Below are 24,807 nucleotides of genomic sequence, written 5' to 3' on the forward strand. Positions count from 1 at the left end.
GTCGCGCCTGGCCCTTCCCGGGCACACACTGGAGCGATGAAGCGCTGGTGTCTCGCGGCCCTCGTCGTCGCCCTGCTGTCCGGCCCATTCACGTCTGCCTCCGCAGCCACGCCCCGGCCGGCGCTCCACGTCACCGTGGTGAGGTCGGGACTCTCCATCCCATGGGACCTGGCGTTCCTGCCGGACGGGTCGATGCTCTACACCGAACGCTCCCTCAAGCGGCTGACCCTGCGTGAGCCCGACGGATCCGAGCGCGTCCTGCTCAGCTCGCCCCCGGGCATGTGGGCCTCCGGAGAGACCGGGCTGATGTCGGTCGAGGTCGCGGCCGACTTCGCCACGACGCACGACATCATCACGTGCCACGGCTACAAGTCCGGCACGACGCAGGACGTCCGCGTCGTCCGGTGGCACCTCGACGCCACGTTCTCGACCGCGACGCTCAAACGTACGCTCGTCCGCGGCCTGCCCTCGACGAGCGGCCGTCACGGCGGCTGCGCCTTGGTCAAGGGCTCGGGCAACATGCTCTACATCGGCACCGGCGACGCCGCGACGGGTCGCAACCCCCAGAACCTCTACTCCGGCGGCGGCAAAGTCCTGCGGGTCGATGCCACGACGGGTGGCACCCTCGCGGGCAACCCGTTCCGGCACAGCGCCGACATGATGACGCGCAAGATCTACACGTACGGGCACCGCAACGTGCAGGGCCTGGCGCGCCGGGCCGACGGCCGCATCTGGTCGGTCGAGCAGGGCAGCTACCGGGACGACGAGGTCAACCTGCTCAGCAACCGCGGCAACTACGGCTGGAATCCCGTGCCGCGCACCGCCGGCGACCCGTCGTACAACGAGGGCGCCAACTCGCCCATGACCGACCACAGCCTGCCCGGCGCCCAGGTCTACGCCCGCTGGCGCTCCGGCGCCACGACCAAGGCGACCAGCGGCGCCACGTTCGTCACCAGCAGTGGCTGGGGCGGCTGGCGCGGCGCCCTCGCGGTGACGGCGCTCAAGGACTCGTCGCTGCGGCTGATGCGGTTCAGCTCGTCCGCAACACTGCTCGAGACCTGGATCCCGGCCGAGCTCGACGGCACGTACGGCCGGCTGCGCGGTGCGGTGCAGGGGCCCGACGGCGCGCTCTACGTGACGACCTCGAACGGGACCAACGACCAGATCCTCAGGGTCACCGCCGGCCCCTGATCCTCTCCTCGTCCGACTACGGTTGACGGGTGACTCCACGAACCCCTGCCGACGTGCGCGCCGCGCTCTCCTCAGTCCTTCCCTCCGTCCGCACCGACCTCGAGCACCTGGTCCGGATCCCGTCCGTCAGCGCCGCTCCGGAGCACGTCGCCGACGTCGAGCGGTCCGCCGAGGCGACGCGCGACCTGTTCGCCGCCGAGGGCTTCGAGACCCAGATCCTCCGCAGCGGCGACGGTGCACCCGCGCTGCTCGCCACCAAGCCCGGTCCTCCCGGCAGCCCCACGGTCCTGCTGTACGCCCACCACGACGTCCAGCCCGAGGGCGACCACGCGGCCTGGGACTCGGCGCCGTTCGAGCCCACCGAGCGCGACGGTCGCCTGTACGGCCGCGGCGCAGCCGACGACAAGGCCGGCATCGCGGTGCACCTCGCCGCCGTACGCGCCCTCGGCGACCCGTTGCCGGTCGGCGTCAAGGTCTTCGTCGAGGGCGAGGAGGAGATCGGCTCGCCGACGCTCGAGGCGTTCATCGGCGAGCACGGCGCGCTGCTCGAGGCCGACGTCATCGTGATCGCCGACTCGGGCAACTGGGACATCGGCGAGCCGGCGCTCACCACGAGCCTGCGGGGCCTCGTACGGGCGACGGTCGAGGTCCGCACGCTGCGCCACGGGGTGCACTCCGGGATGTTCGGCGGCGTCGTGCCCGACGCGTTGATGGCGCTGACCCGGATCCTGGCGTCGCTCCACGACGACGACGGCACGGTCGCGGTGCCCGGGCTGGTCACCGGCGATGCGGCCGACGTCGACTACCCGCACGACCGCCTCGTGGCCGAGTCCGGCCTCGCCGACGGCGTGCAGCTGATCGGCACGGGCTCGTCCGTCGAGCGGATGTGGACCAAGCCGTCCCTCACGGTGACCGGCATCGACGCCCCGACGGTCGAGGCCGCGAGCAACACGCTCGTCCCGGCGGCCCGGGCGATGATCTCGATGCGGATCGCTCCCGGCGACAGCTGCGCGGCGGCGTACGAGCGACTGCGCGAGCACGTCCTGGCGAACGTGCCGTGGGGCGCCGAGGTCACCCTGACGTACGCCGACGGCGGCGAGCCGACGGCGCTCGATGCGACCGGCCCTGCGTACGATGCCGCTCGCGAGGCGATGCGCGAGGCGTGGGACGGGGTCGCCCCGATCGACATGGGTGTCGGCGGGTCGATCCCGTTCATCGCGACGTTCGCCGAGGCGTTCCCGCAGGCGTCCGTGCTGGTGGTCGGCGTGGAGGACCCCGACACCCGCGCCCACGGCACGAACGAGGGCCTGCACCTGGCAGAGTGGGAGCGCGCGTGCCTCGCGGAGGCGCTGCTGCTCGCGCGGCTCGGTGAGGGCTAGCGCCGCAGCGGATCGCGGCCGATGAACGCCAGCATGCGCGTCTGCACGTCGGCGTCGGCGGGCACCTCGACACGGGGCCCGTACTGGCCACTGGAACGGATGGCGTCCTCCATGGGCTCCATGCCCGCGAGCAGTTGGGCACACTTGGCGGGATCGAGTGCTTCGTCCTGACCGGTGGCCCGTGCCAGGTCCCACGTGTGCATGAAGACGTCGCCGGTGTAGAACCGGTCGACCGCCTGGTCGAGAGGTATGTCGCCCACGTGCCGGTTGGTGAGGATCCGGTCAGCCGTGCTCGCATCGTCGAGCAACGCCTGCACGGCGTCGCTGTGCACCTGCCAAGCCGCGACCGGATCGTCGTCCACCGAAGGACCACGGTCCAGCGTCACCCCGGCGCCGCTCTCGAGGAACGCCGGGAACCACTCGACGAGGTGCCGGACGACGTCACGTGCTGTCCAACCCTCGACCGGAGCGGGGCTGTCCCACCGATCCAGAGGTGTGCCGACGACCTTGGCGGTGAACCCGGCGGCGATCCGGCGGTGCTCGTCAGCGGGACTCATCCCGCCATCATCCCGACGTAGCCGCGAGCGTCAAGCCTTGGCGGTCCTGAGCAGGGCGCGCATCGTGTCGGCGAACACCCCGACGTCGATCGTGCTGTCGAGCGACCGCAGGGTGCCGAGGCCGATGCCGAGGCTCAGCAGCGTCGTCGCGGCCTGGTCGGCGTCGACGGCGTCGCCGAGGCCGGCCTCGGCCGTCACCTGACGGACCAGCTCGGCGATCGCGGCGCGGATCTCGCGGTGCCGCTTGACCAGCTCGGTCGCGACGTAGGGGCTCTGGCGCGCGATCGCGCCGAACTCGACCTCGAGGGCGGTCCAGCGGGGCTGGCCGAGTCCCTCGCGGGCCCACGTGGCGAACGCCTCGATGCGGCCGTCGAGGTCGGTGTCCTGCGAGAAGGCCGTGACGACGCCCTCGATCTGCTCCTCGTGGATGCTGTCGAGCACCGCCATGCAGAGCTGTTCCTTGCCGGCGAAGTTGGAGTAGACAGCCCCCTTGGAGAACCCGGCGCGTACGGCGACCTTGTCGAGGGACGTCGCGGCATAGCCGTCGGACAGGAACATCTCGCGGGCGACCTCGATCAGCCGCTCACGGGTCTGCGCCTGACGCTCGGCCCTCGTGACCCGCGTGCTGGTGACTGCCACAAGCTCTCCCTCGTCTCTTTTCATCGTACTCAGATACCGATAGTATCTGAAAAATGATCAAAAAGGACGTCGTCATCATCGGTACGGGCTTCTCCGGCATGGGTGCGGCCATGAAGCTGCGCGAGTCCGGCCGCGAGGACTTCGTGGTCCTCGAGAAGGCGCACGACGTCGGCGGCACCTGGCGCGACAACACCTACCCCGGCTGCGAGTGCGACATCCCGAGCCACATGTACTCGTTCTCCTACGAGCTCAACGCCGAGTGGAGCAAGAGCTTCTCGGGCCAGGAGGAGATCTGGGCCTACATGCGCAAGGTCGCCGACGAGCAGGGCATCCGCCCCTACATCCACTTCGGCGTCGAGGTCACCGGGGCCGAGTGGGACGAGGACCGCGCCGTCTGGACCGTGCGCACGCGCTCCGGCGAGGACTACGAGGCGCGCGTCGTGGTCGCCGGCGTCGGCGGGCTGCACATCCCCAACATCCCCGAGATCGCCGGCGCCGACTCCTTCGAGGGGCCACGCTTCCACTCCGCGCAGTGGGACCACACGGTCGACCTCAAGGGCAAGAAGGTCGTGGTCATCGGCACCGGCGCCAGCGCGATCCAGTTCATCCCGATCATCGCGCAGGAGACCGAGCACCTCACGGTGTTCCAGCGCACGCCGGCATGGGTGCTGCCCAAGAAGGACAAGCCGACGCCGGAGTGGCGCAAGAAGCTGTTCGCGACGGTGCCCGGCGCCACGCGGGCCTATCGCAACGCCCTCTACTGGTCGCTCGAGGTGCGGGCGATCGCGTTCAACGGCCACGTCAACTTCCTGCCGATCGCCGAGAAGATCGTCAAGCGCTACATCGACAAGACGATCCCGGACGCCGAGCTGCGGGCGAAGCTGACGCCGGACTACCGGCTCGGCTGCAAGCGCGTGCTGCAGTCCAACACCTACTACAAGACGTACCTGCGCGATGACGTCGAGCTCAGCACCGACGGCGTTGCGGAGATCGTCGCGGACGGCGTGATCGACGGCAACGGCGTCAAGCACGAGGCCGACATCATCATCTACGGCACCGGCTTCCACGTCATCGACGCGTTCGACTACCTCGACGTCAAGGGCCGCAACGGGGTCAACCTCGCCGAGCAGTTCCGTGAGCACGGGGTCGAGACCTACATGGGGATGACGATCCACGGCTTCCCCAACCTCTACTTCATGCTCGGCCCCAACACCGCGCTCGGCCACAACTCCGTGGTGTTCATGATCGAGCAGCAGACCAAGTTCATCATCCGGATGCTCGACGAGATGGATCGCCGCGGTGCGGTCGCCGCCGAGCCGACGCAGGCCGCGCAGGACGACTTCAACGAGGAGATCCAGCGGCTCGTCGAGAAGGGCATCTGGACCCAGGGCGGCTGCACGTCGTGGTATCTCGACAGCAAGGGCAAGAACCGCACGATCTGGCCCAAGTTCACGTTCCAGTACTGGTGGGAGACGCGCAAGGTCAACGACGCCGACTTCGTCTGGGAGAAGGCGGCATGACGGAGTACGACATCCCGGCGGGGCCCAAGATCTCGCCCGGGCGGATGACCTGGAAGTTCCTTCGTGACCGTGCCGGGACCATCCCGGCGTACCACCAGGAGTTCGGCGACACGTTCACCCTGAGGATCCTGCCAGGCCCTCGTACGCTCGTCGTGTTCAGCGACCCGGCGGACATCAAGGAGATCTTCGCCGCCGACCCGTCGCAGTTCCACGCCGGCAAGGGCAACGAGATCCTCAAGCCCGTGATGGGCAAGCACTCGGTGCTCCTGACCGACGACATGGAGCACCAGCGCGCCCGCAAGCTGCTGATGCCGGCGTTCACCGGACCCTCGATGCGGGCCTACCAGCCGCTGGTCGAGGCGATCGCCAAGGTCGAGGTCGACTCGTGGCACGACGGCGACACCCTCGTGACCCTCGACCGGATGAACGCGATCACGCTCGACGTGATCCTGCAGGTCGTCTTCGGCGTCACCGACGAGTCACGCCTCGCGGTGCTGCGGCCCAAGGTCAACCGCATGGTCAACATCGACGCCAAGATGCTGCTCGCCTGGTCCTACCCGCGACTGTTCAAGCTGCCGCCCTGGCGCGGCTACTTCAAGAACCAGCAGGCGGTCGACGAGCTCCTCTACGCCGAGATCGCAGAGCGGCGTGAGGCGCACGACCTCGAGGGCCGCGACGACGTGCTGTCCCGGCTGCTGCGGGTCGGCGACCCTTCGACAGGCTCAGGGAGCGGCGACGAGGAGATCCCATTGAGCGACGTGGAGATGCGCGACCAGCTCGTCACGCTGCTGCTCGCGGGGCACGAGACGACGGCGTCGGCGCTGTCGTGGACCCTGCACGAGCTGGGCCGCAACCCCGAGATCCACGCGCGCGCGCTCGCCGCAGCCGACACGGGCGACGACGCCTACCTCGAGGCCTGCCTCAAGGAGTCGATGCGCCTGCACCCGATCATCGACTTCGTCGCCCGGACGTTGCAGAGCGACCAGGTCGTCGCCGGCCGGCGCCTGCCACGCGGCACGACGGTCACGCCGTCGATCATGCTGTCGCACAGCCGCGAGGCGAGCTTCGCCGACTCGCACCTGTTCAAGCCCGAGCGCTTCACGGTCGACAAGGTCGCGCCCAACACGTGGATCCCGTTCGGCGGTGGCGTACGCCGCTGCATCGGCGCGGCGTTCTCGCTGATGGAGGGCACCGTCGTGCTGCGCGAAGTGCTGCAGCGCTACGAGGTGACCGCCGACGAGGCGTCACCCAACAAGCTGCGCAACATCACGAACGTCCCCAGCGACAAGGCCCCGCTGCGGTTGACCAGCCGTTGATCCAGCGTCCTTTCGACAAGCTCAAGGACCTGTGGCCGGGCGAGCACACGATCCTTGAGCTTGTCGAAAGGACTTTCAGCGAGGGCCGACGTCGAGGATCGTGACGGCGGCTTCGCCGATCTCGTCGCTCTCGGCGAGGTCGACCTGGGCGGTGATGCCCCAGTCGCGGTCGCCCTCCGGGTCGTCGAACGTCTGGCGCACCTGCCACGTCGTCGAGCCCTCCTCGACCATGAACAGGTCGGGGCCACGAGCGGCCGGTCCCGTGCCGAGCGAGTCGTACTCCTCGCGGTAGGCCGCCATCGCCTCCATCCACGCCGCGGCGTCCCAGCCGTCCTCGCCGTCGAGGTCGCCCAAAGCACTCCAGCGGCCGAGTGCCGCGAGCTCGACGCGGCGGAACAGCGCATTGCGTACGAGCACCCGGAACGCCCGCGCGTTGCCCGTGACGGGTCGTGGCGGCGCGCTACCCTCGGCCTTCGCCCGCACCTCGACCGGGTCCGTGTCGGGATTGATCAGCTGCTCCCACTCGTCGAGCAGGCTCGAGTCGGTCTGCCGCACGAGCTCGCCGAGCCACTCCGTGAGGTCGATGAGCTCCTCGTTGCGCAGCTGCTCCGGCACGGTGCGCAGCAGCGTCTTGTAGACGTCGGAGAGGTAGCGCAGGACGAGGCCCTCGGACCGGGCGAGCTGGTAGTCGCCGATCAGCTCCGAGAACGTCATCGCCCGCTCCCACATCTCGCGGACGACCGACTTGGGGCGCAGCTCGTGGTCGGCGACCCACGGGTGACCCTTGCGATAGGACTCGTACGCCGCGGTGAGCAGCTCCTCCAACGGCTTGGGGTGCGTGATCTCCTCGAGCAGCTCCATCCGCTCGTCGTACTCGATGCCGTCCATCTTCATCTCGTTGATGGCCTCGCCGCGAGCGCGATGACGCTGCGCGTTGATGATCGGCCGGGGGTCGTCGAGCGTCGCCTCGACGACCGAGACCATGTCGAGCGCGTACGCCGGGTCGTCGCGGTCGAGCAGCTCGAACGCGGCGACGGCGAACGGGGACAGCGGCTGGTTGAGGGCGAAGTTGGCCTGCAGGTCGACGGTCAGCCGGAGCGTACGACCGTCGGCGTCCGGCGGGTCGACCTGCTCGACGACGCCACCCGTGAGCAGGGCGTCGATGATCTCGTCGACCTCGGCGAGGAGCTTGTCCTGCGACTCCTCGGTCTCGTCGCTCTCCCGCAGCAGCCGCTCGAGGGACGCGCGCGCATCGCCGGGCCGGGAGATGACGTCGAGCACCATCGCGTGGCTGACCCGCATGCGCGAGACGAGCGGCTCCGGGGTGCCGGTCGAGAGCTTGGTGAACGTGCCCTCGCCCCACGACACGAAGCCCTCGGGCGCCTTCTTGCGCTGGATCTTGCGCTGCTTCTTGACGTCGTCACCGGCCTTGCGGACCAGTCGTGCGTTCTCGATGTCGTGCTCGGGCGCCTCGACGATCACGTGGCCGACGGTGTCGAAGCCGGCGCGGCCCGCGCGCCCCGCGATCTGCTGGAACTCGCGCACCTGCAGCTGCCGCTGGCGCACCCCGTCGTACTTCGACAGCCCGCTGAACAGCACGGTGCGGATCGGCACGTTGATGCCGACGCCGAGCGTGTCGGTGCCGCAGACGACCTTGAGGAGTCCGGCCTGCGTGAGGGTCTCGACGAGCCGGCGGTAGCGCGGCAGCATCCCGGCGTGGTGCACGCCGACGCCCATGCGGATGAGTCGCGAGAGCGTCTTGCCGAACGCCGAGGAGAACCTGAAGTCGCCGAGGTGCTCGGCTATGACGTCGCGCTCCTCGCGGGTGGCGACCTTGATGCTGGTCAACGCCTGCGCCCGCTCGAGCGCCGAGACCTGGGTGAAGTGCACGACGTACACCGGGGTCTGGTGCGTCTCGATCAGCTGCTCGAGCGTCTCCTGGATCGGCGTCGAGACGTACTCGGAGATCAGCGGGACGGGGCGCTCGGACGTCGTGACGAGCGTGGTCTCCCGGCCGGTGCGCCGGGAGAGGTCGGCCTCGAACCGCGTCGTGTCGCCGAGCGTCGCCGACATCAGCAGGAACTGTGCCTTGGGCAGCTCGATCAGCGGCACCTGCCACGCCCAGCCGCGATCGGGATCGGCGTAGAAGTGGAACTCGTCCATCACGACCAGTCCGATGTCGGCACCGGCGCCCTCGCGGAGCGCCATGTTGGCGAGGATCTCGGCCGTCGCGGCGATGATCGGGGCATCGGCGTTGACCGCAGCGTCGCCGGTCACCATGCCGACGTTGTCGGCGCCGAAGATCTCGCAGAGGTCGAAGAACTTCTCACTGACGAGGGCCTTGATCGGCGCGGTGTAGACGCTGCACTCACCACGCGCCAGCGCCGCCGCCATCGCGCCGGTGGCGACGAGGCTCTTGCCGGAGCCGGTCGGCGTCGCGAGGATCACGTTGGACCCGGCGACGCACTCGAGGATCGCCTCGTCCTGCGCCGGGTAGAGCGTCAGGCCGCGGTGCTCGACCCATTGCGTGATCGCGTCGTAGACGACGTCCTCATCGTCCGTCACGCCCTTGGGCAGCAGGTCGATGAGTCGCACACGAGCATTGTCTCCCGCGTACGCCCGGCCGGGGCGGGCGGCACCGAAGGGTCAGCTCAGGCGTACGCGCTTGAGCAGCAGCATCATGCCGGCGGTGATGCCGACACCGAGCGCCCAGCCGACCAGCACGTCGGACAGCCAGTGGCCGCCGAGGTAGATCATCGCGACGCCGGCGACGACGCAGCCGACCGCGCCGAGCACCGCGGCGACGACCTGCAGGCGACGCGACGTCCACCACGGCCCCATCACGACCGCGACCACCAGGGTCGAGGTGAAGATCGCGTGGGACGACGGCATCGCGGGCCCCGAGAGGTGGGTGATCGCCAGGTCGTACGGCGGCCGCGGCCGATCGATCCACGTCTTGAGCGGGCCGGTCACCGACAGTGTCACGCTCACGGCGATGACCGCGCGCATGAGTCCCGAGCGGATGCGGAGCAGCAGCACGAGCGCCACGGCGACGATCCCGCAGGCGACGAAGAACCACAGTGACTCCCCGACGTCCTCGAGCCGCTGGAAGACCTCCGTGGCGGTGTCGCTGCGATGCTCGGCGCACCAGCGCGCAACCTCGATGTCCACGGATCCGCGCATGGGGTCCAGCGTACGAGCACTAAGCGCTCGCTTAGTCGGTGCGCTAGGGTCGCGGCATGAAAGCCGTACAGATCACGACCCTCGACGGCCCCGAAGCGGTCGAGCTGGTCGAGCTCCCCAGCCCCGTGCCCGGCCCCGACCAGGTCCTGATCCGCGTGCACGCGGCCGGCGTCGCGTTCCCCGAGGTGTTGCAGAGCCGCGGGCTCTACCAGCTCAAGCCCGACCTGCCGTTCACCCCGGGCGCCGAGATCGCCGGCGAGGTCATCAGCGCCCCCGACGGCTCGGGCTTCTCCCCCGGCGACCGGGTCGCGGCGCTGTGCCTGCTCGGCGGCTTCGCCGAGGAGGCCGTCGCCAACCTCGACCTCACGTTCCCGATCCCCGACAGCATCTCGTACGAGCAGGGTGCCGCGATCGTCTTCAACTACGGCACCGCCTACTTCGCCCTGGTCGAGCGCGGCCGGCTCGCTGCCGGTGAGTCGGTGCTGGTCCACGGAGCGGCCGGCGGCGTCGGCACCGCGGCGATCCAGGTCGCCAAGGCGTTCGGCGCGGGACGGGTCATCGCCGTCACCTCGACCGCCGAGAAGGGCGCGATCGCGCTTGAGGCCGGCGCCGACGCGTTCGTCCTGCCCGACGGGTTCAGGGACGCGGTCAAGGAGCAGGGCGGGGTCGACATCGTGGTCGATCCGGTGGGCGGCGAGCGGTTCACCGACTCGTTGCGGTGCCTCAAGGAGGACGGTCGGCTGCTCGTCATCGGGTTCACGGCCGGCGAGATCCCGACCGTCAAGGTCAACCGTCTGCTGCTCAACAACGTCTCGGTCGTCGGCGTCGGCTGGGGCGCGTACGCGCTCTCGCGGCCGGGCCACGTCGCCACGGAGTGGGCGGCCCTCGCCCCACACCTCGAGAGCGGTGCGCTGCGTCCGGTCGTCGGCCCGACCTTCCCGCTCGCCGAGGCCACGCAGGCCCTGCTGACCCTCGACGAGCGCCGCGCCACCGGCAAGGTTCTGCTGCTGCCTTAGTCTCGTCCTGTGCGCCAGAGACGCGCCACGACGACGTTCGGGGGAATGTTTTGATGCGACGACATGCAGCACTGTTGATCACGGCCATCGTCGGGGCGACTGCCCTGGCGGGATGCGGGAGCGAGACCGCCGACACCAGGGACCGCGGCGCAGCCGCTTTCGGCGGCCACTTCAGCGTCGAGGGCGCGCTCCGTGCGCTTCCTGCCGTGAAGCGGCAGGACGACCGACCTCTCCAGGTGTTCGCTGGCGACCTGAGCGAGGCGGCCGAGCTCGGCGACCTGCCCAAGCCGGTCGACCCGCAGTCGCTGGCCGACTGGTCCAAGGGCCTGGCCACACCGCCGCTCTTCGTCGCGGCCAGCGAAGGTCTCGGCCTGCAGTACCTGCAGAGCGGCGCGATGCGGAAGACCGTGGGCTTCGACGCCAGGGACGTCACGACGTTCGCGGCCGTCGAGGCACTGCCGGAGGACATCACGGTCGTGAACCTGACGAAGGGTGCCGGCCTGACCAAGGGCGTCGAAGCCACGGGCAAGGGCACGGTCGGCGACATCGACCCGGCGTGGCCCGACGATGCCCCGTTCCCGTTCGTCCACGGTGTCGCCCAGCGAGGCGACGAGGTGGCGCTGTCGCGGTCCTCAGCCGTGCTTGAGACGTGGACCAAGGACAACGGCGACTCGCTCGCCGACAATGACGCCCTCGTCGCCGTGGCGAAGGCACTGGACGCACACGGCAGCTACAGCGCGTTCCTGAGCGACGGGCCGGGCAAGCTGCCCAACCTGCCCCCTGCTGCCCTGAAGGCCATGAACTCCTCGATGCCGGCCTTCGACGCCGTGGGCATTGCGCAAGGAGTCGAGGACGGCAAGGCCGTCGAGTACGTCGCCTATCACGTCGACGACGCGGACAAGGCGAAGGACCGGATCGAGAAGACCTGGACCGACGGCATGTCGGCTCGCACCCGCGAGCCCTTGGCGAAGCTGCTCGACGTCGGCGACGTCACGGCGAAGGACGGTGTGGTGACCGTGAAGATCTCGCCCAAGGGCTCGGCGGGGCTTGCGGTGCAGATGTTCATGCAGGGCGACGTCCCGTTCATCGTGGTCGACTAGTCCGCGCTCCCTGCCACCCTGACACGTACGGAGGACGAACCATGCGACGAATCGGCGCTGCGCTGGTCACGACGATCATGGGTGCCGCCGTGCTTGGCGGCTGCAGCGGTGGTTCCGATCCCAACCGTGCGCCGAAGCCGAGCGCCAGGACCTTGAGCGTCGAGGCGGCGCTGCGCGAGCTGCCACCGATCAGGCCCTCGGCCGACCAGCCCCTCCAGGTGTTCGCCAGCGACTTCGCGCTCGCGGCCGAGCTCGGCAAGCTGCCGGAGCCGAAGGACCAGCAGGCGACGTCCAGGTGGAGACAGGGACTGGGCGGTCCGAAGATCGCCATCACCGGCGGTGAAGGGCTCGGACTCGGCAGGGTCGAGACGGGTGCGATGCGGAAGGTCCTGGGCTTCGACGCTCGCGACATCACGACGACGGCATCCGTCGAGTCGCTGCCGGACACCCTCACCGTGGTTCATCTCGCCGACGGCGTGAGCCCGAAGCACGTGGCCACGACCGGGGCCGGAAAGATCGGCGACCTCGACCCTGCCGGCGCGAGCGACGCCCCCTTCCCCCAGATCTTCGGGGTGGCCCAGCGCGGCGATGAGGTGGCCATCGGCAAGACCCAGAGGGCCTTGGACGCCTGGAAGACCCGCGGCCAGAGGTCGCTCGCGGACGACGACGCCTTCCTCGAGGTGGCCCAGTCCCTCGACGCACACCGCATCTACGACGTCGTCCTCAGCGATCGTCCCGCCGACCCGCGGTTCCTTGTCGAGCAGATGCGCGACGAGATGCCCGCGACGATGCCGGCCTTCGACGCCGTCGGCGTGGCGCAGGGATTCGAGGACGGCGAGGCGATCGAGTACATCGCCTATCGCCTCAAGGACGTCGCCGGTGCCGAGGAGAGGATCCGGACGGTCTGGGAGGACGGCTTCTCCGACGACATGGTGTGGTTCCAGGAGCTGCTAAACGTCGAGGATGTCTCCACCGAGGGAAACGTCGTCACGGTGAAGATCGCCCCCAGGGAGTCCGCAGGCACGGCGGCGCAGATGCTCATCCGCGGCGACACACCGTTCTTCGTCCTGGAGTAACGGTGTGCCACCGCGAGCGAGCGGACTACTTCTCGCTGTCGAGCATGGCCATCTGCTCGGCGGCATAGCGGGTGCCGGCGACCTGGTCGAGCGGGATCGCGGCCTCGATCGCCGCGAGCTGCTCGTCGGTGAGCGTCACCGCGGCGGCGCCGAGCGTCTCGGCGAGCCGTGCACGCGTACGAGCGCCGACGACCGGGACGATGTCGTCACCGCGGGAGGCGACCCAGGCGATCGCGGCCTGCGCGACCGTGATCCCGGCATCCGAGGCGACACCGCGCAGGGCCTCGACGAGGTCGAGGTTGCGGGTGAGGTTCTCGCCCTGGAACCGGGGAGTGTGCGAACGGAAGTCCGAGACCGTCACCTGGTCCGGCGCATAGTGGCCGCTGATCAGGCCGCGGGACAGCACACCATACGCCGTGATGCCGATCCCGAGCTCGCGGCAGGTGTCGAGGATCTCGCCCTCGAGGCCGCGGGAGATCAACGAGTACTCGATCTGCAGGTCGGCGATGGGGTGCACCGCGTGCGCGCGGCGGATGGTCTCGGCGCCGACCTCGGACAGGCCGATGTGCCGGACGTACCCGGCCTCGATCATCTCGGCGATCGCGCCGATGGTCTCCTCGATCGGCACGTCGGGGTCGAGGCGGGCCGGCCGGTAGATGTCGATGTGGTCCGTGCCGAGCCGCTGGAGCGAGTACGCGAGCCAGGTCTTCACGGCGCCGGGCCGCGCGTCGAAGCCGTACCAGTCGCCGTCGGGGCCACGGAGGGCACCGAACTTGACGCTGAGGTCGACCGAGTCGCGGTCGATGCCGTTGAGGGCCTCGTGCAGCAGCAGCTCGTTGTGGCCCATGCCGTAGAAGTCGCCGGTGTCGAGCAGCCGGACACCCGCGTCGAGCGCGGCATGGATCGTGGCGATGCTCTCGTCGCGATCGGCGGGCCCGTACAAGGCGGACATGCCCATGAGGCCGAGGCCGATCGCGGGGGTCGAGCCGAGGGTTCCGAGGGTCTTGGTGGTCAATGTCGAAGTCGTCATGCGTCCAGCCTGCGTCGGTTCGTCCGGGGGCGGGAGAGGAGCGTTCAACCACGGACTGGCGATCCCTGTTTACGGTTGCCCGGCCGCGCGATGATGGAGGCATGGATCGCACCTCGCTCGCCGACTTCCTCCGCCGCCGGCGCGAGGCGTTGCAGCCCGCCGACGTCGGGCTCTCCGTCGGGCCTCGCAGGCGCGCACCCGGCCTGCGCCGCGAGGAGGTCGCGCACCTGACCGGCATGTCCGTCGACTACTACGCCCGGCTCGAGCAGGCTCGCAGCCCCCAGCCGTCGGTCCAGATGCTGCGCGCCCTCGCTCGTACGCTCCGGCTGTCCGACGACGAGACCGACCACCTCTACCGGCTGGCGGGCCACGCGGCGCCGGATCGCAGCGCCTCGTCGGCGTACGTACGGCCCGTGCTGCTGCGGGTCATCGACCAACTCGAGGACTGTGCCGCGTTCGTGATCTCCGACATCGGCGTGGTGCTGGCGCAGAACCGCATGTCGCGACTGCTGCAGGGCGATCGCAGCGGGCTCACCGGGGTCGAGGCGAGCTGGACCTGGCGCTGGTTCGCCGAGCCCGAGACCAGAGCCGTGCCGCCGGAGGAGCAGGCCGAGCACAGCCGCATCCGGGTCGCCGAGGTCCGTGCCACGTGGTCGCGGCGACCCAAGGACCCGGACGTGATCGAGCTGCTCGACGCGCTGCTGGCGACCGGCGAGGAGTTCACCGAGCTGTGGGAGCGCCACGAGGTCGGACTCCGGCACCCCATGACCAAACGACTGATCCACCCGCGCGTAGGCCTCCTCGAGGTCGACTGCGAGACCATGGCCACGGCCGAGGAGGGCCAGAGCCTGGTGATCCTGAGCGCCGCGCCCGGCACCGAGACGTACGGCAAGCTCGAGCTGCTCCGCGTGCTGGGCGAGCAGGACGTCGCGGTCACGAAGTAACCTCGCAAGGTGCCTGAGTTCACCGGATTCCCCGTCGAGGCCCTCGACTTCTACGACGACCTCGAGATGGACAACACCAAGACCTACTGGGAAGCCCACAGGCCGACGTACGACACGGCGGTCGCCGCTCCGATGAAGGCGCTCGTCGCGTCGCTCGCCGACGAGTTCGGCGACGCCAAGGTGTTCCGGCCCTATCGCGACGTGCGGTTCGCCAAGGACAAGACGCCCTACAAGACGCATCAGGGCGCCTTCGTGCCCAAGGGCCCGTCGACCGGCTACTACGTGCAGGTCGGCGCGCCGGGCGTACGCGTCGGTGTCGGCTTCTACGAGGCGTCGTCACCCCGGCTCGCGAGCATCCGCGACGCGATCGTCGACAAGCGGCGCGGCGGCGAGCTCGAGGAGATCCTCGCGACGATGCAGGCCTCGGGGTGGGAGCTCGGTGGTGACCGGCTCAAGACGGCGCCGCGCGGCTTCGACGTCGACCACCCGCGCATCGAGCTGCTGCGCCACAAGTCGATGACGCTCGGCAAGAGCTACGGCTTCGAGCCGTTCATCCACACGCCCGAGCTGCTCGAGCACGTACGCGCCGACTGGCGCGAGGCGACCCCGTTCGTCGAGTGGGTCCTGCGCCACGCCAAGGCGTAGACCACCCGCCGACTTGTGAAGCCTTGCGCAGGAAAAACCGCGACTGAACCTGCGCAATGCTTCAAAAGTTGGCCGTCGGGAGGGGTCAGACGTGGACCGCGCGCATGCCGGCCTCGTCGTAGCGATCGCCCTGGGTCACGCCGACCGGCGCTGCATCGGCGAGCGCCGTCAGGTCCTCGTCGGTCAGCTCGACGTCGACCGCCGCCACGTTCTCCTCGAGGTACGTCCGGCGCTTCGTCCCGGGGATGGCAACGACACCGTCCTGGTGCAGGACCCAGGCCAGGGCAAGCTGCCCCGGCGTGACGCCCTTGGTCCCGGCGAGCGCCCGGACCTTGTCGACGACCGTCAGGTTGTGCGTCAGGTTCTCCTCGCCGAACCGCGGCATGTTGCGACGCCAGTCGTCCGCCGGCAGGTCGCCCGGCGACGAGATGGCACCCGTCAGCACCCCACGACCCAGCGGTGAGTACGCCACGAACTCGATGCCGAGCTCACGGGTCGTGTCGAGCACGCCGTTGACCTCGGGACTGCGCTCGAACAGCGAGTACTCCGTCTGGACAGCCGTGATCGGATGCGTCGCGTGCGCCCGACGGATGGTCTCCGGCGCCGCCTCCGACAGCCCCAGGTAGCGGACCTTGCCCTCGGCGACGAACTCCGCCATGGCGCCGACGGTCTCCTCGATCGGGACGTTCGGGTCGACCCGGTGCAGGTAGTAGAGGTCGATCGTCTCCATGCCGAGGTGCTTCAGCGAGCGCTCCACGGCCTTGCGGGCGTACGCCGGGCTGCCGTCGGGCGGGCCCATGGTGCCGTCGTCGTCGATGTGCGTGGCGAACTTCGTCGCGAGCGCGAACTCGTCCCGGCGGTGGCCGATCGTCTGGCCGATGAGTCGCTCGTTGAGGAACGGGCCGTAGATCTCGGCGGTGTCGATCATCGTGACGCCCAGGTCGAGTGCCCGGTTGAGCGTCGCGGCCGACTCCACGTCGTCACGGTCGCCGTAGAACGCCGACATCCCCATCGCGCCGAGTCCCTCGACGCTGGCCTCGAGGCCCTGGCTTCCCCATGCGGTGGTCTTCACTCGCTCACCTTCTCCTGGTAGTAGCTGATCTTGCGATTGATGGCATCGAGGTGGGTCTGCACCTCGCTGAGCTCCTCGAGCACGTGCTCGCGGTGCGCCTCGAGGATCGCCAGCCGCTGCGGCTCGCTGCCCTCGACCCGGTAGAGGTCGACGAACCGGCGGATGTCCCGGATCGGCATACCGGTGCGGCGGAGCATCACGAGGGTGCCGAGCCAGCGCACGTCCTCCTCGGTGTAGCGGCGTTGCCCGGAGGCCGACCGCTCGGGGCGGTGGAGGGACAGCCCCTCCTTCTCGTAGTAGCGCAGGGTGTCGACGCTCAGGCCGCTCAGCTCGGCGGCTGCGCTGATCGTCACGCCACCTGCGGGAACCTCTGTCACAGTCATGTCTTCAGCATGAACCCTGGAGCGCGCTCCAGGTCAAATCCCGCGGGCGGGGATGCCATCATGAGGCGTGGCCAACGAAGACCTGGTCCTGCTCCGCAGGGCACGCGACACGATGGATCGTGAGTATGCCAAGCCGCTCGACGTCGAGGCCCTGGCCCGCGTCGCGCTGATGTCGCCGGGCCACTTCTCGCGGAGCTTCCGCGCAGCGTTCGGCGAGACCCCGTACGGCTACCTGATGACCCGCCGCATCGAGCGCGCCATGGCGCTGCTGCGGCGCGGCGACCTGTCGGTCACCGAAGTCTGCTTCGAGGTCGGCTGCGCGTCGCTCGGCACGTTCAGCACCCGCTTCTCCGAGCTCGTCGGCGAGAGCCCCAGCGCCTACCGGGCCCGCGACCACGGCGACGACGAGGGCGTACCGGCGTGCATCGCCAAGGTGCTCACGCGGCCGCTGCGCCGCTGACGGCTACCCGAAGGTAATTTAGGTCTTCCCAAAGTGTGACGTACGCCACTAGGTTCGGTCGGGGCCCGCAGGGTCGGAGGGAGCACGACCGCCTAGGAGGCACCGCATGTCGCTGGTCACCCGAGCACGTCCACTTGTCGGAGCGCTGAGTCTGGCGTTCGCCGCACTCACGCTCGTACCGGCACCGGCCCATGCCGACGGTCCCGGCAGCGGCACGCCGTACGTCGTGTCGGTCGGCGACTCCTACATCTCCGGTGAGGCCGGGCGGTGGGCCGGGTCGTCCAACGACAGCTCATCGCGGGCCGACGCGGGTGGCAGCACGGCGTACTTCGACAACGCGTCGAACACCGCCGAGCAGATCAACCGCTGCCACCGCAGCAAGAGCGCCGAGATCTATATCGGCGGCGGGGTGCAGGGGCTCAACCTCGCGTGCTCGGGCGCCAAGACCGCGACGTCGGACGGCAGCGACTTCAAGCCCGGGCTCGACTTCTACGACAACGGCGCCGGCAAGCAGGGCCAGGCCAAGATGCTGCAGCAGTTCGCCGCGACCCACAACGTCACGATGGTCGCGGTGTCGATCGGCGGCAACGACTTCAACTTCGCGAGCGTCGTGCAGTCGTGCGTCGTCGACTTCCTGACGTCGCCGAGCTGGTGGAAGGACTACTGCAAGGACGACAGCAGCGTCGTCGCCAACTTCACGAGCAGCAACGTCGCGGCGGTCAAGACGCGGATCGCGAATGCGTACACCAACATCCGGACCGCGATGCGCAACGCCGGCTACGCCGACAGCTCGTGGACCCTGCTGGTGCAGAACTACCCGTCGCCGATCCCCAACGGCTCCGGCCTCCGCTACAGCCAGAGCGGCTACACCAGGCAGGACACCGGAGGCTGCGGGTTCTGGAACGCCGATGCCGACTGGGCCAACGCCACGGCGCTGCCGACGATCAACAGCACCGTGACCGGCGCGATCAGCCAGGCCGGCATCACGAACGCCAAGACGCTCGACCTGGCGTCGACGTTCAACGGCCGGCGGCTGTGCGAGAGCGGTGTCGGCCTGTACGAGGAGGTCGGCCTGGCCGGCTGGACGGCGCCGACGGCTGTCGATCGTACGGAGTGGGTCAACCAGATCCGTACCGTGACGACAGCCGGCAGCAGCCCGTACTACATCCAGGAGTCGCTGCACCCCAACTACTGGGGCCAGCTGGCCACGCGCTCGTGCGTCCGTCAGGCGTACAACGGCGGCGCACCCAGGAGCGGCGCCTGCGTGCGTACGGGAACCGGCCTCACCTCGGCCGGCGAGCCCCGGATGACCCTGCAGTAAAACCCCCGCTGGGAGTGCGTTCCGGACGGTGATTCGCGACCGGAACGTCACTCCCGGCGTGGGTGGGGTCAGACTGGGCCGGTGGCCATGGATCCGATCGAGCGCCTGCTGGAGCGGCCGCCTGACCTCCCGGTCGTCGCCGGTCTCGCCGCGGTCCGGGCAGCGCTGACCCGCGAGGGCGTCGTCGTGGTGCAGGCTCCGCCGGGCACCGGCAAGACCACGATGGTGCCCCCGGCCGTGGCGGCCCAGACGCCCGGCCGGGTCGTCGTCACCCAACCGCGGCGCATCGCGGTGCGCGCGGCAGCGCGCCGGCTGGCCGGCCTGCTGGGCGAGCCGGTCGGTGGCACGGTCGGCTACAGCGTGCGCGGCGATCGCCAGGTCGGTGAGCGTACGCGGATCGAGTTCGTGACCACCGGCGTGCTGCTGCGGCGACTGCAGCGCGACCCGGAGCTGGTGGGTGTCGGTGCGGTGATCCTCGACGAGGTGCACGAGCGCCAGCTCGATGCCGACCTCACCCTGGCCTTCCTGCTCGACGTGCGGGCGACGTTGCGGGACGACCTGCGCCTGGTCGCGATGTCCGCCACGATCGAGGCCGAGCGCACGGCCGCCGCGCTCGGGGGCGACCGACCGGTGCGGGTCGTCGCCGTCCCGGGGACCTTGCACGACATCACGACTCACTGGTCGCCCCCGCCGCCGGGGGTGCTGCCGACCGACGAGCGTGGTGTCCCGCCGCGCTTCCTCGACCACGTCGCCGCGACGGTGCGACACGCGCTGACCGCCGACGCCGGTGACCTGCTCGTGTTCGCGCCGGGTGTCGGTGAGGTCTCGGGGCTGGTCCGCCGGTTGTCAGGCGTCGGTGACGTCGACGTGATCCCCCTGCACGGCCGGCTCCCCGCCCGCGAGCAGGATCTGGCGCTGTCGCCGGGACCGCGCCGCCGGATCGTCGTGTCCACCGCGGTGGCGGAGTCCTCGCTGACCGTCCCGGGCGTACGCATCGTGGTCGATGCCGGCCTGTCGCGCGAACCGCGCACCGATCAGCGGCGCGGCCTGCCGGCACTCGTGACAGTGCGGGTCAGCAAGGCGGCGGCCGAGCAGCGAGCCGGACGTGCCGGCCGCGAGGCACCCGGCACGGTGCACCGGTGCTGGTCTCGCGCGGATCACGCCCACCTGTCCGATCACCCGGCCCCGGAGATCGCGGTCGCGGACCTGACCGGGTTCGCGCTCGAGCTCGCTGCCTGGGGCGCACCGGATGGTGCCGGACTCGCGCTGCTCGATCCGCCGCCGGCCGTATCCATGGCCGCGGCGCGCCAGACCCTGTTGGGGCTCGGGGCCGTCGAGGCCTCCGGTGAGATCACCGATCGTGGCCGGCAGATGGCGCGGGTCCCGGTCGACCCCCGGCTGGCCCGGGCCCTGATCGACGGCGCCGCACTCGTCGGCTCCCGTCGAGCGGCCGAGGTCGTCGCCCTGCTGGCCGACGACGTGCGCGCCCCGGGAGGCGACCTCGTCGCGGCGCTGCGCGCCGCGCGCCGAGGTGGTCCGGGCACGGCGTCCTGGAAGGACACCGCGCAGCGCCTCGAACGCTCGGTGCATCCGTCGGACCGCACCGACCTGACCGACGACCTCGCCGTGGGTGCCATCGTCGCCCTGGCCCATCCCGCCCGTGTCGCACGCCTGCGGCCGGGCGGCTCGGCATACCTCATGGTCGGCGGCACGGGCGCGGCGTTCCGGCGCGGCGATCCCGCGCTCGCGGGGCTGCCGTGGATCGCGATCGCCGACGCAGAGCGCCGACCCGGAGCCACCGACGCGCAGATCCGGTCCGCCGCGCCCTTGCACGAGGACCTCGCCCTGGAGGCAGCCGCAAGCCTCTGGGGCGAGGTGGACGAGGTCACGTGGACCGACGGACGGCTCGTCGCTCGTCGCGTGACCAGACTGGGAGCGATCGAGCTCTCCTCCGTGCCGATCACGGATCCTGCTCCTGACCGGGTGGCCGCCGCGGTGCACGACGCTCTGGCCAAGGACGGACTCGCGATGCTGCCCTGGAGCGAGGCCGCGACGGCCCTGCGCGCCCGGCTCGGTTTCCTGCACCGCGCACTGGGCGAGCCGTGGCCCGATGTCAGCGACGCGGCGCTGCTCGACTCGATCGAGGTGTGGCTCGGCGCCGAGCTTGCCCGAGTGCGGAGCACGCGTGACCTGAGGCGCATCGACCTGCTGGCGGCCCTGCGCCGGCTGCTGCCGTGGCCCGCAGCCGGCCGCCTCGACGAGCTGGCGCCCGAGCGGCTGACCGTACCGAGTGGCTCCGCGGTGCGGGTCGAGTACGGCGAGACCGGGTCCGAGCAGCCGGTGCTCTCGGTCCGCATCCAGGAGGCGTTCGGTTGGTCGGCCACACCACGCATCGCCGACGGGCGGGTCCCGGTGCTGCTGCACCTGCTCACCCCGGCGCGCCGACCGGCTGCCGTCACGGCCGACCTCGAGTCGTTCTGGTCCGGGCCGTACCAACAGGTGCGCGCCGAGCTGCGCGGCCGCTACCCCAAGCACGCGTGGCCCGACGACCCGTGGTCGGCAGACCCTAGCGCGTCGGGTCGGCGCCGACCTTGACGAGCAGCTTGCCGAAGTTCTTGCCCTTGAGCAGGCCGATGAGCGCCTCCGGTGCGTTCTCGAGCCCCTCGACGACGTCCTCGCGATGGCGCAGCGAGCCGTCGCGCAGCCAGCCCGCGGCGTCAGCCTGGAACGCCGCCTGGTGGGTCTTGACGAACCCGGTCTGGATGAAGCCACGCACCGTGAGGCCCTTCGTCAGGATCGCGGTCATGAGTCGCACCGACCGGTCCGGTCCGGCCGGCGGCTCGGTCTCGTTGTAGTGCGCGACGAGCCCGCAGACCGGCACCCGGGCGTACGTGTTGAGGCGTGGCAGGACCGCGTCCCACACGTGCCCGCCGACGTTCTCGAAGTACACGTCGATGCCGTCGGGCACAGCCGCCTTGAGGTCAGCCGCGAAGGTCGGCGACCGGTGGTCGAGCGCCACGTCGAAGCCGAGCTCCTCGAGCCAGGCCACCTTGGCGGCACCACCGGCGATGCCGACGGCGCGAGCACCCTTGATGCGCGCGATCTGACCGACCGCCGAACCGACCGGACCGGCAGCGGCGGCCACCACGACGGTCTCGCCCGGCTGAGGCCGACCGATCTCGAGCAGCCCCGCGTACGCCGTGAAGCCCGGCATCCCGAGGACGCCCAGCGCGGTCGAGACCGGCGCCTGCTCCGGATCAAGCTTGCGGACGTGCCTGGCCGAGGCGACGCCGTACGACTGCCAGCCTCCGTAGGCCAGCACGACGTCGCCGGGCCGCAGCGAGTCGTCGTTCGACTCGACGACCTCGGCGACGATGCCGCCCTGCATCGGCTCGCCGACCTCGAACGGCGCGGCGTACGACTTGGCGTCGCTCATGCGCCCGCGCATGTAGGGGTCGAGCGACAGGTAGATCGTGCGGAGCAGGACCTCGCCCTCATCGGGCGTGGGGATCTCGACGGACTCGATCGTGAAGTTGTCGGAGGTCGGCTCGCCGTGGGGGCGGGAGGCCAGCAGGACGCGGGTGTTCTGCGCAGTGTCAGTCATCACGGTCGACCGTACCGGCGGCTCCCAGCGGGCCTGACAGGATGGGGGCATGACCAACGGCACGACCTTCTGGCGCTCGATCGAGGCGGTCCACGACGTCGTCTACTTCACCCCGGACACCAAGCAGCGCTACGAGGCGCTCGGCCTCAAGGGCTACTGGATGGGCTACATGGCCTCGCGCTCGGCGGCCGTCGGCACCCCGGCGCCCGAGCTCGTGGTCGCGCTGTTCCAGGGGTTCGCGCCGCGCATGGTCCACCGCGCCCTGCCCGATGCCTGGTCGATGGCGTCGCGCGACGAGGTCCTGGCGACGAGGTACGACCTGGCGCGTGACGCACTCGCTCCGGCGACCGAGGGTGCCGACGTCGCGAGGCTCGCCAAGGAGCTGACGGCGATCACGCACGGCATCGACTTCGCCGGCAAGCCGCTCGCCGCCGCTCACCACTCCCTGCCGGAGCCCGATGACGACATCGGCCGCATCTGGCACGCCGCGACCGTGCTGCGCGAGTATCGCGGCGACTGCCACATCGCGGTGCTGACCTCGGCCGGCCTCGACGGCGCGGCCGCCAACGCCCTCGCCGTCGCCGCAGGTCTCGCCGGCGACCAGCAGCGCAGCATGCGGGGATGGACCGAGGACGAGTGGGCGGCGGCGATCAGCCGGCTGGCGACACGCGGCTGGGTCGACGGCGGCGGCACGATCACCGACACCGGCCGCTCGGCCCGGCAGCAGATCGAGGACACGACGGATCGCGTGTGTGCTGCCGGCATCGACCGCGAGGCCACCGGACGCACGATCACGATCGAGGAGCCGCTGCTCGCCCTCGCGCGCGCCGTCGAGGCGTCGGGCGTCGTCACGTACCCCAATCCCACGGGCGTACGTCGGCCGTAGGTCATACGGTGGGGCCATGGCCAAGGCATCGTCGCCCGCGGTGGAGATCGAGGTGGACGACAAGGTCGTGCGCGTCAGCAACCCCGATCGCGTCTACTTCCCCGAGCGCGGGTGGACCAAGCTCGACCTCGTCGACTACTACCTGGCGATCGGCGACGGCATCGTCAACGCGCTCTACGAGCGGCCGTGCATGCTGCACCGCTTCCCCAAGGGCCTGGCCGGCGACAAGGTGCACCAGAAGAAGCTGCCGTCGGGCGCCCCGCCCTGGATCACGACCGTCAGCGTGCACTTCCCCCGCTACAACCGGGACGTCCACGAGCTCTGCGTGACCGAGCTCGCGCACGTCATCTGGGCGGTGCAGATGTCGACCGTCGAGTTCCATCCGTGGAACAGCCGCAAGGCGGACGTAGAGAAGCCCGACGAGTGGCGCATCGACCTCGACCCGGGGCCGGAGTGCGACTTCGCGACCGTCAAGCGGGTCGCCCGCGTCGCCGAGGAGGTCCTCGACGAGCTCGGGGCGACGGGGTTCCCCAAGACCTCAGGCGGCAACGGCCTGCACATCTACGTACGCATCAAGGCCGAGCACGAGTTCAAGCAGGTACGCCGTGCGGCACTCGCGTTCGCGCGCGAGGTCGAGCGCCGGGCACCCGACGACGTGACGACGACGTGGTGGCGCAAGGACCGCGACCCGGCGCAGCTGTTCGTCGACTACAACCAGAACGCCCGCGACCACACGATCGCGGCGGCCTACTCGGTGCGCGGCTTCCCTGACGGCCGGGTGTCGACGCCGATCCGCTGGGACGAGGTCGACGACGTCGACCCGCACGACTTCACGATCGCGACGGTGCCGGCCCGCTTCGCCGAGCTCGGCGACCTCCATGCCGGCATCGACCAGGCGGTCTTCGACATCGCGCCGCTGCTGGAGTGGGCCGACCGGGACGAGCGCGAAGGCGCTGAGCCGCCGGCCGACCCGGAGGACTGAGGTCAGGCGACCTCGACGTCCAGGACGACGTCCACGTTGCCGCGGGTCGCGTTGGAGTAGGGGCACCACTCGTGGGCGACGGCGACCGCCTTCTCGGCGTCCTCCTGCGAGACACCGGACATCTCGACACGCAGCGTCACGGCGAGGCCGAACCCGCCCAGGCCGTTGGGGCCGATGCCGACCTCGGCGGTGACGGCCGAGTCCGTCACGTCGACGCCGTGCTGCGACTTGCTCGCCTTGAGCGCCGAGTGGAAGCACGCCGCGTAGCCGGCAGCGAACAGCTGCTCGGGGTTGGTCGCGCCGCCGGCGCCACCCATCTCGACCGGGATGCGGACGTCGGTGTCGACGAGGCCGTCGGTCGAGCGTACGTGGCCGTTGCGGCCGTCTCCGCTCGACGTGGCGACGGCGGTGTAGAGGATCTGCTCGGGCATGTGGATCTCCTTGGATTGAGGTAGACTAACTAGTACGTCTACATGAATCAAAGCACGACCGTGGGACGATGG

At 70.3% G+C, this 24,807-nt stretch carries 23 protein-coding genes; 14 read left to right on the forward strand and 9 right to left on the reverse strand.

Translation table 11 applies throughout. The features are described 5' to 3' along the window. Positions 1-36 precede the first annotated feature (36 nt). Both ASE12_RS09610 and ASE12_RS09615 read left to right on the forward strand, forming a co-directional pair. Positions 37-1,191, forward strand: coding sequence for a sorbosone dehydrogenase family protein (locus ASE12_RS09610; protein ID WP_056399702.1), 1,155 nt, complete (start codon positions 37-39; stop codon positions 1,189-1,191). Positions 1,192-1,220: 29 nt separating this feature from the next. Further along, the gene (locus ASE12_RS09615) at positions 1,221-2,570 is read left to right on the forward strand and encodes a dipeptidase (RefSeq protein WP_056399705.1); all 1,350 of its coding nucleotides are present in this window, start codon (positions 1,221-1,223) and stop codon (positions 2,568-2,570) included. On the opposite strand, the gene ASE12_RS09620 is transcribed toward ASE12_RS09615, so the two are convergent. Together ASE12_RS09620 and ASE12_RS09625 are read right to left on the reverse strand one after the other, a co-directional pair. Continuing rightward, a complete protein-coding gene (locus tag ASE12_RS09620; RefSeq protein WP_056399710.1) occupies positions 2,567-3,127 on the reverse strand; it encodes a TIGR03086 family metal-binding protein in 561 nt (186 codons plus the stop codon). The two genes, ASE12_RS09615 and ASE12_RS09620, sit on opposite strands and share 4 nt — an antisense overlap. A 30-nt stretch (positions 3,128-3,157) precedes the next feature. Then, the gene (locus ASE12_RS09625; protein ID WP_235508883.1) at positions 3,158-3,766 is read right to left on the reverse strand and encodes a TetR/AcrR family transcriptional regulator; all 609 of its coding nucleotides are present in this window, start codon (positions 3,764-3,766) and stop codon (positions 3,158-3,160) included. A 53-nt stretch (positions 3,767-3,819) separates the two neighbouring features. On the opposite strand from ASE12_RS09625, the gene ASE12_RS09630 reads away from it, so the two are divergent. Together ASE12_RS09630 and ASE12_RS09635 are read left to right on the forward strand one after the other, a co-directional pair. Beyond that, a complete protein-coding gene (locus ASE12_RS09630; RefSeq protein ID WP_056399716.1) occupies positions 3,820-5,286 on the forward strand; it encodes an NAD(P)/FAD-dependent oxidoreductase in 1,467 nt (488 codons plus the stop codon). Further along, a complete protein-coding gene (locus tag ASE12_RS09635; protein WP_056399719.1) occupies positions 5,283-6,602 on the forward strand; it encodes a cytochrome P450 in 1,320 nt (439 codons plus the stop codon). Before ASE12_RS09630 ends, ASE12_RS09635 begins: the two co-directional genes overlap by 4 nt. Positions 6,603-6,677: 75 nt before the next feature. Here the strand turns inward: ASE12_RS09635 and ASE12_RS09640 are convergent, their stop codons facing one another. Continuing rightward, positions 6,678-9,197 (reverse strand): RNA helicase, encoded by a 2,520-nt coding sequence (locus ASE12_RS09640; RefSeq protein ID WP_056399722.1) that lies wholly within the window; start codon positions 9,195-9,197, stop codon positions 6,678-6,680. 51 nt (positions 9,198-9,248) lie between these two features. Further along, on the reverse strand, positions 9,249-9,785 hold the full coding sequence (locus tag ASE12_RS20035) for a phosphatase PAP2 family protein (protein ID WP_056399724.1): 537 nt from the start codon (positions 9,783-9,785) through the stop codon (positions 9,249-9,251). 56 nt (positions 9,786-9,841) lie between these two features. On the opposite strand from ASE12_RS20035, the gene ASE12_RS09650 reads away from it, so the two are divergent. The 3 genes from ASE12_RS09650 to ASE12_RS09660 are packed head-to-tail and all read left to right on the forward strand — an operon-like array spanning position 9,842 to position 12,977. Then, the gene (locus ASE12_RS09650; protein ID WP_056399726.1) at positions 9,842-10,801 is read left to right on the forward strand and encodes an NADPH:quinone oxidoreductase family protein; all 960 of its coding nucleotides are present in this window, start codon (positions 9,842-9,844) and stop codon (positions 10,799-10,801) included. Between the two features lie 53 nt (positions 10,802-10,854). Continuing rightward, positions 10,855-11,901 carry a hypothetical protein gene (locus ASE12_RS09655; protein WP_157412879.1) on the forward strand — a complete coding sequence of 349 codons (1,047 nt, stop codon included), beginning with the start codon at positions 10,855-10,857 and terminating at the stop codon, positions 11,899-11,901. A gap of 41 nt (positions 11,902-11,942) precedes the next feature. Continuing rightward, positions 11,943-12,977 carry a hypothetical protein gene (locus ASE12_RS09660; RefSeq protein ID WP_056399730.1) on the forward strand — a complete coding sequence of 345 codons (1,035 nt, stop codon included), beginning with the start codon at positions 11,943-11,945 and terminating at the stop codon, positions 12,975-12,977. Between the two features lie 25 nt (positions 12,978-13,002). Here ASE12_RS09660 and ASE12_RS09665 read toward each other — a convergent pair whose 3' ends face one another. Then, complete coding sequence (locus ASE12_RS09665; protein ID WP_056399733.1) at positions 13,003-14,007, reverse strand: aldo/keto reductase; 1,005 nt, start codon at positions 14,005-14,007, stop codon at positions 13,003-13,005. A gap of 101 nt (positions 14,008-14,108) precedes the next feature. On the opposite strand from ASE12_RS09665, the gene ASE12_RS09670 reads away from it, so the two are divergent. Both ASE12_RS09670 and ASE12_RS09675 read left to right on the forward strand, forming a co-directional pair. Further along, positions 14,109-14,951 (forward strand): helix-turn-helix transcriptional regulator, encoded by an 843-nt coding sequence (locus tag ASE12_RS09670; protein ID WP_056399735.1) that lies wholly within the window; start codon positions 14,109-14,111, stop codon positions 14,949-14,951. A 9-nt stretch (positions 14,952-14,960) separates the two neighbouring features. Further along, on the forward strand, positions 14,961-15,596 hold the full coding sequence (locus tag ASE12_RS09675; protein ID WP_255355462.1) for a DUF2461 domain-containing protein: 636 nt from the start codon (positions 14,961-14,963) through the stop codon (positions 15,594-15,596). A gap of 85 nt (positions 15,597-15,681) precedes the next feature. Here the strand turns inward: ASE12_RS09675 and ASE12_RS09680 are convergent, their stop codons facing one another. After that, positions 15,682-16,668, reverse strand: a complete 987-nt coding sequence (locus ASE12_RS09680; protein ID WP_056399736.1) for an aldo/keto reductase — start codon at positions 16,666-16,668, stop codon at positions 15,682-15,684. Next, on the reverse strand, positions 16,665-17,051 hold the full coding sequence (locus tag ASE12_RS09685) for a MerR family transcriptional regulator (protein WP_056399737.1): 387 nt from the start codon (positions 17,049-17,051) through the stop codon (positions 16,665-16,667). Before ASE12_RS09685 ends, ASE12_RS09680 begins: the two co-directional genes overlap by 4 nt. A 112-nt stretch (positions 17,052-17,163) precedes the next feature. Between ASE12_RS09685 and ASE12_RS09690 the strand changes: the two genes are divergently transcribed. The 3 genes from ASE12_RS09690 to hrpB all read left to right on the forward strand — a co-directional run bounded on the left by ASE12_RS09690 (position 17,164) and on the right by hrpB (position 21,427). Beyond that, positions 17,164-17,511, forward strand: a complete 348-nt coding sequence (locus ASE12_RS09690) for a helix-turn-helix transcriptional regulator (protein WP_056215475.1) — start codon at positions 17,164-17,166, stop codon at positions 17,509-17,511. 106 nt (positions 17,512-17,617) lie between these two features. Next, positions 17,618-18,832 (forward strand): hypothetical protein, encoded by a 1,215-nt coding sequence (locus ASE12_RS09695; protein WP_056399741.1) that lies wholly within the window; start codon positions 17,618-17,620, stop codon positions 18,830-18,832. 87 nt (positions 18,833-18,919) lie between these two features. Then, positions 18,920-21,427, forward strand: coding sequence for an ATP-dependent helicase HrpB (gene hrpB, locus ASE12_RS09700; protein ID WP_056404714.1), 2,508 nt, complete (start codon positions 18,920-18,922; stop codon positions 21,425-21,427). Here the strand turns inward: hrpB and ASE12_RS09705 are convergent. Further along, positions 21,399-22,436, reverse strand: coding sequence for an NADP-dependent oxidoreductase (locus tag ASE12_RS09705; RefSeq protein ID WP_056399744.1), 1,038 nt, complete (start codon positions 22,434-22,436; stop codon positions 21,399-21,401). The genes hrpB and ASE12_RS09705 overlap by 29 nt on opposite strands. Before the next feature lie 49 nt (positions 22,437-22,485). On the opposite strand from ASE12_RS09705, the gene ASE12_RS09710 reads away from it, so the two are divergent. Both ASE12_RS09710 and ligD read left to right on the forward strand, forming a co-directional pair. Continuing rightward, a complete protein-coding gene (locus ASE12_RS09710) occupies positions 22,486-23,322 on the forward strand; it encodes a hypothetical protein (protein WP_056399747.1) in 837 nt (278 codons plus the stop codon). 16 nt (positions 23,323-23,338) lie between these two features. Beyond that, entirely contained in the window at positions 23,339-24,304 is a 966-nt protein-coding gene (gene ligD, locus ASE12_RS09715; RefSeq protein WP_056399749.1) for a non-homologous end-joining DNA ligase, read from the forward strand. 2 nt (positions 24,305-24,306) lie between these two features. On the opposite strand, the gene ASE12_RS09720 is transcribed toward ligD, so the two are convergent. Continuing rightward, the gene (locus ASE12_RS09720; protein ID WP_056399751.1) at positions 24,307-24,735 is read right to left on the reverse strand and encodes an organic hydroperoxide resistance protein; all 429 of its coding nucleotides are present in this window, start codon (positions 24,733-24,735) and stop codon (positions 24,307-24,309) included. Positions 24,736-24,807 lie beyond the last annotated feature (72 nt).

The organism is Aeromicrobium sp. Root236 (genome assembly GCF_001428805.1).
Taxonomy (GTDB): domain Bacteria; phylum Actinomycetota; class Actinomycetes; order Propionibacteriales; family Nocardioidaceae; genus Aeromicrobium.

Excerpts from the sequence above, each read along its gene's own strand:
- ASE12_RS09665 (WP_056399733.1), bottom strand. The coding sequence starts at position 14,007 with ATGACGACTTCGACATTGACCACCAAGACCCTCGGAACCCTCGGCTCG.
- ASE12_RS09655 (WP_157412879.1), top strand. The coding sequence starts at position 10,855 with ATGCGACGACATGCAGCACTGTTGATCACGGCCATCGTCGGGGCGACT.
- ASE12_RS09635 (WP_056399719.1), top strand. The coding sequence starts at position 5,283 with ATGACGGAGTACGACATCCCGGCGGGGCCCAAGATCTCGCCCGGGCGG.
- ASE12_RS20035 (WP_056399724.1), bottom strand. The coding sequence starts at position 9,785 with ATGCGCGGATCCGTGGACATCGAGGTTGCGCGCTGGTGCGCCGAGCAT.
- ASE12_RS09695 (WP_056399741.1), top strand. The coding sequence starts at position 17,618 with ATGTCGCTGGTCACCCGAGCACGTCCACTTGTCGGAGCGCTGAGTCTG.
- ASE12_RS09670 (WP_056399735.1), top strand. The coding sequence starts at position 14,109 with ATGGATCGCACCTCGCTCGCCGACTTCCTCCGCCGCCGGCGCGAGGCG.
- ASE12_RS09650 (WP_056399726.1), top strand. The coding sequence starts at position 9,842 with ATGAAAGCCGTACAGATCACGACCCTCGACGGCCCCGAAGCGGTCGAG.
- ASE12_RS09705 (WP_056399744.1), bottom strand. The coding sequence starts at position 22,436 with ATGACTGACACTGCGCAGAACACCCGCGTCCTGCTGGCCTCCCGCCCC.
- ASE12_RS09660 (WP_056399730.1), top strand. The coding sequence starts at position 11,943 with ATGCGACGAATCGGCGCTGCGCTGGTCACGACGATCATGGGTGCCGCC.
- ASE12_RS09720 (WP_056399751.1), bottom strand. The coding sequence starts at position 24,735 with ATGCCCGAGCAGATCCTCTACACCGCCGTCGCCACGTCGAGCGGAGAC.
- ASE12_RS09685 (WP_056399737.1), bottom strand. The coding sequence starts at position 17,051 with ATGACTGTGACAGAGGTTCCCGCAGGTGGCGTGACGATCAGCGCAGCC.
- ligD (WP_056399749.1), top strand. The coding sequence starts at position 23,339 with ATGGCCAAGGCATCGTCGCCCGCGGTGGAGATCGAGGTGGACGACAAG.
- ASE12_RS09710 (WP_056399747.1), top strand. The coding sequence starts at position 22,486 with ATGACCAACGGCACGACCTTCTGGCGCTCGATCGAGGCGGTCCACGAC.
- ASE12_RS09620 (WP_056399710.1), bottom strand. The coding sequence starts at position 3,127 with ATGAGTCCCGCTGACGAGCACCGCCGGATCGCCGCCGGGTTCACCGCC.
- ASE12_RS09630 (WP_056399716.1), top strand. The coding sequence starts at position 3,820 with ATGATCAAAAAGGACGTCGTCATCATCGGTACGGGCTTCTCCGGCATG.
- ASE12_RS09690 (WP_056215475.1), top strand. The coding sequence starts at position 17,164 with ATGGATCGTGAGTATGCCAAGCCGCTCGACGTCGAGGCCCTGGCCCGC.
- hrpB (WP_056404714.1), top strand. The coding sequence starts at position 18,920 with ATGGATCCGATCGAGCGCCTGCTGGAGCGGCCGCCTGACCTCCCGGTC.
- ASE12_RS09610 (WP_056399702.1), top strand. The coding sequence starts at position 37 with ATGAAGCGCTGGTGTCTCGCGGCCCTCGTCGTCGCCCTGCTGTCCGGC.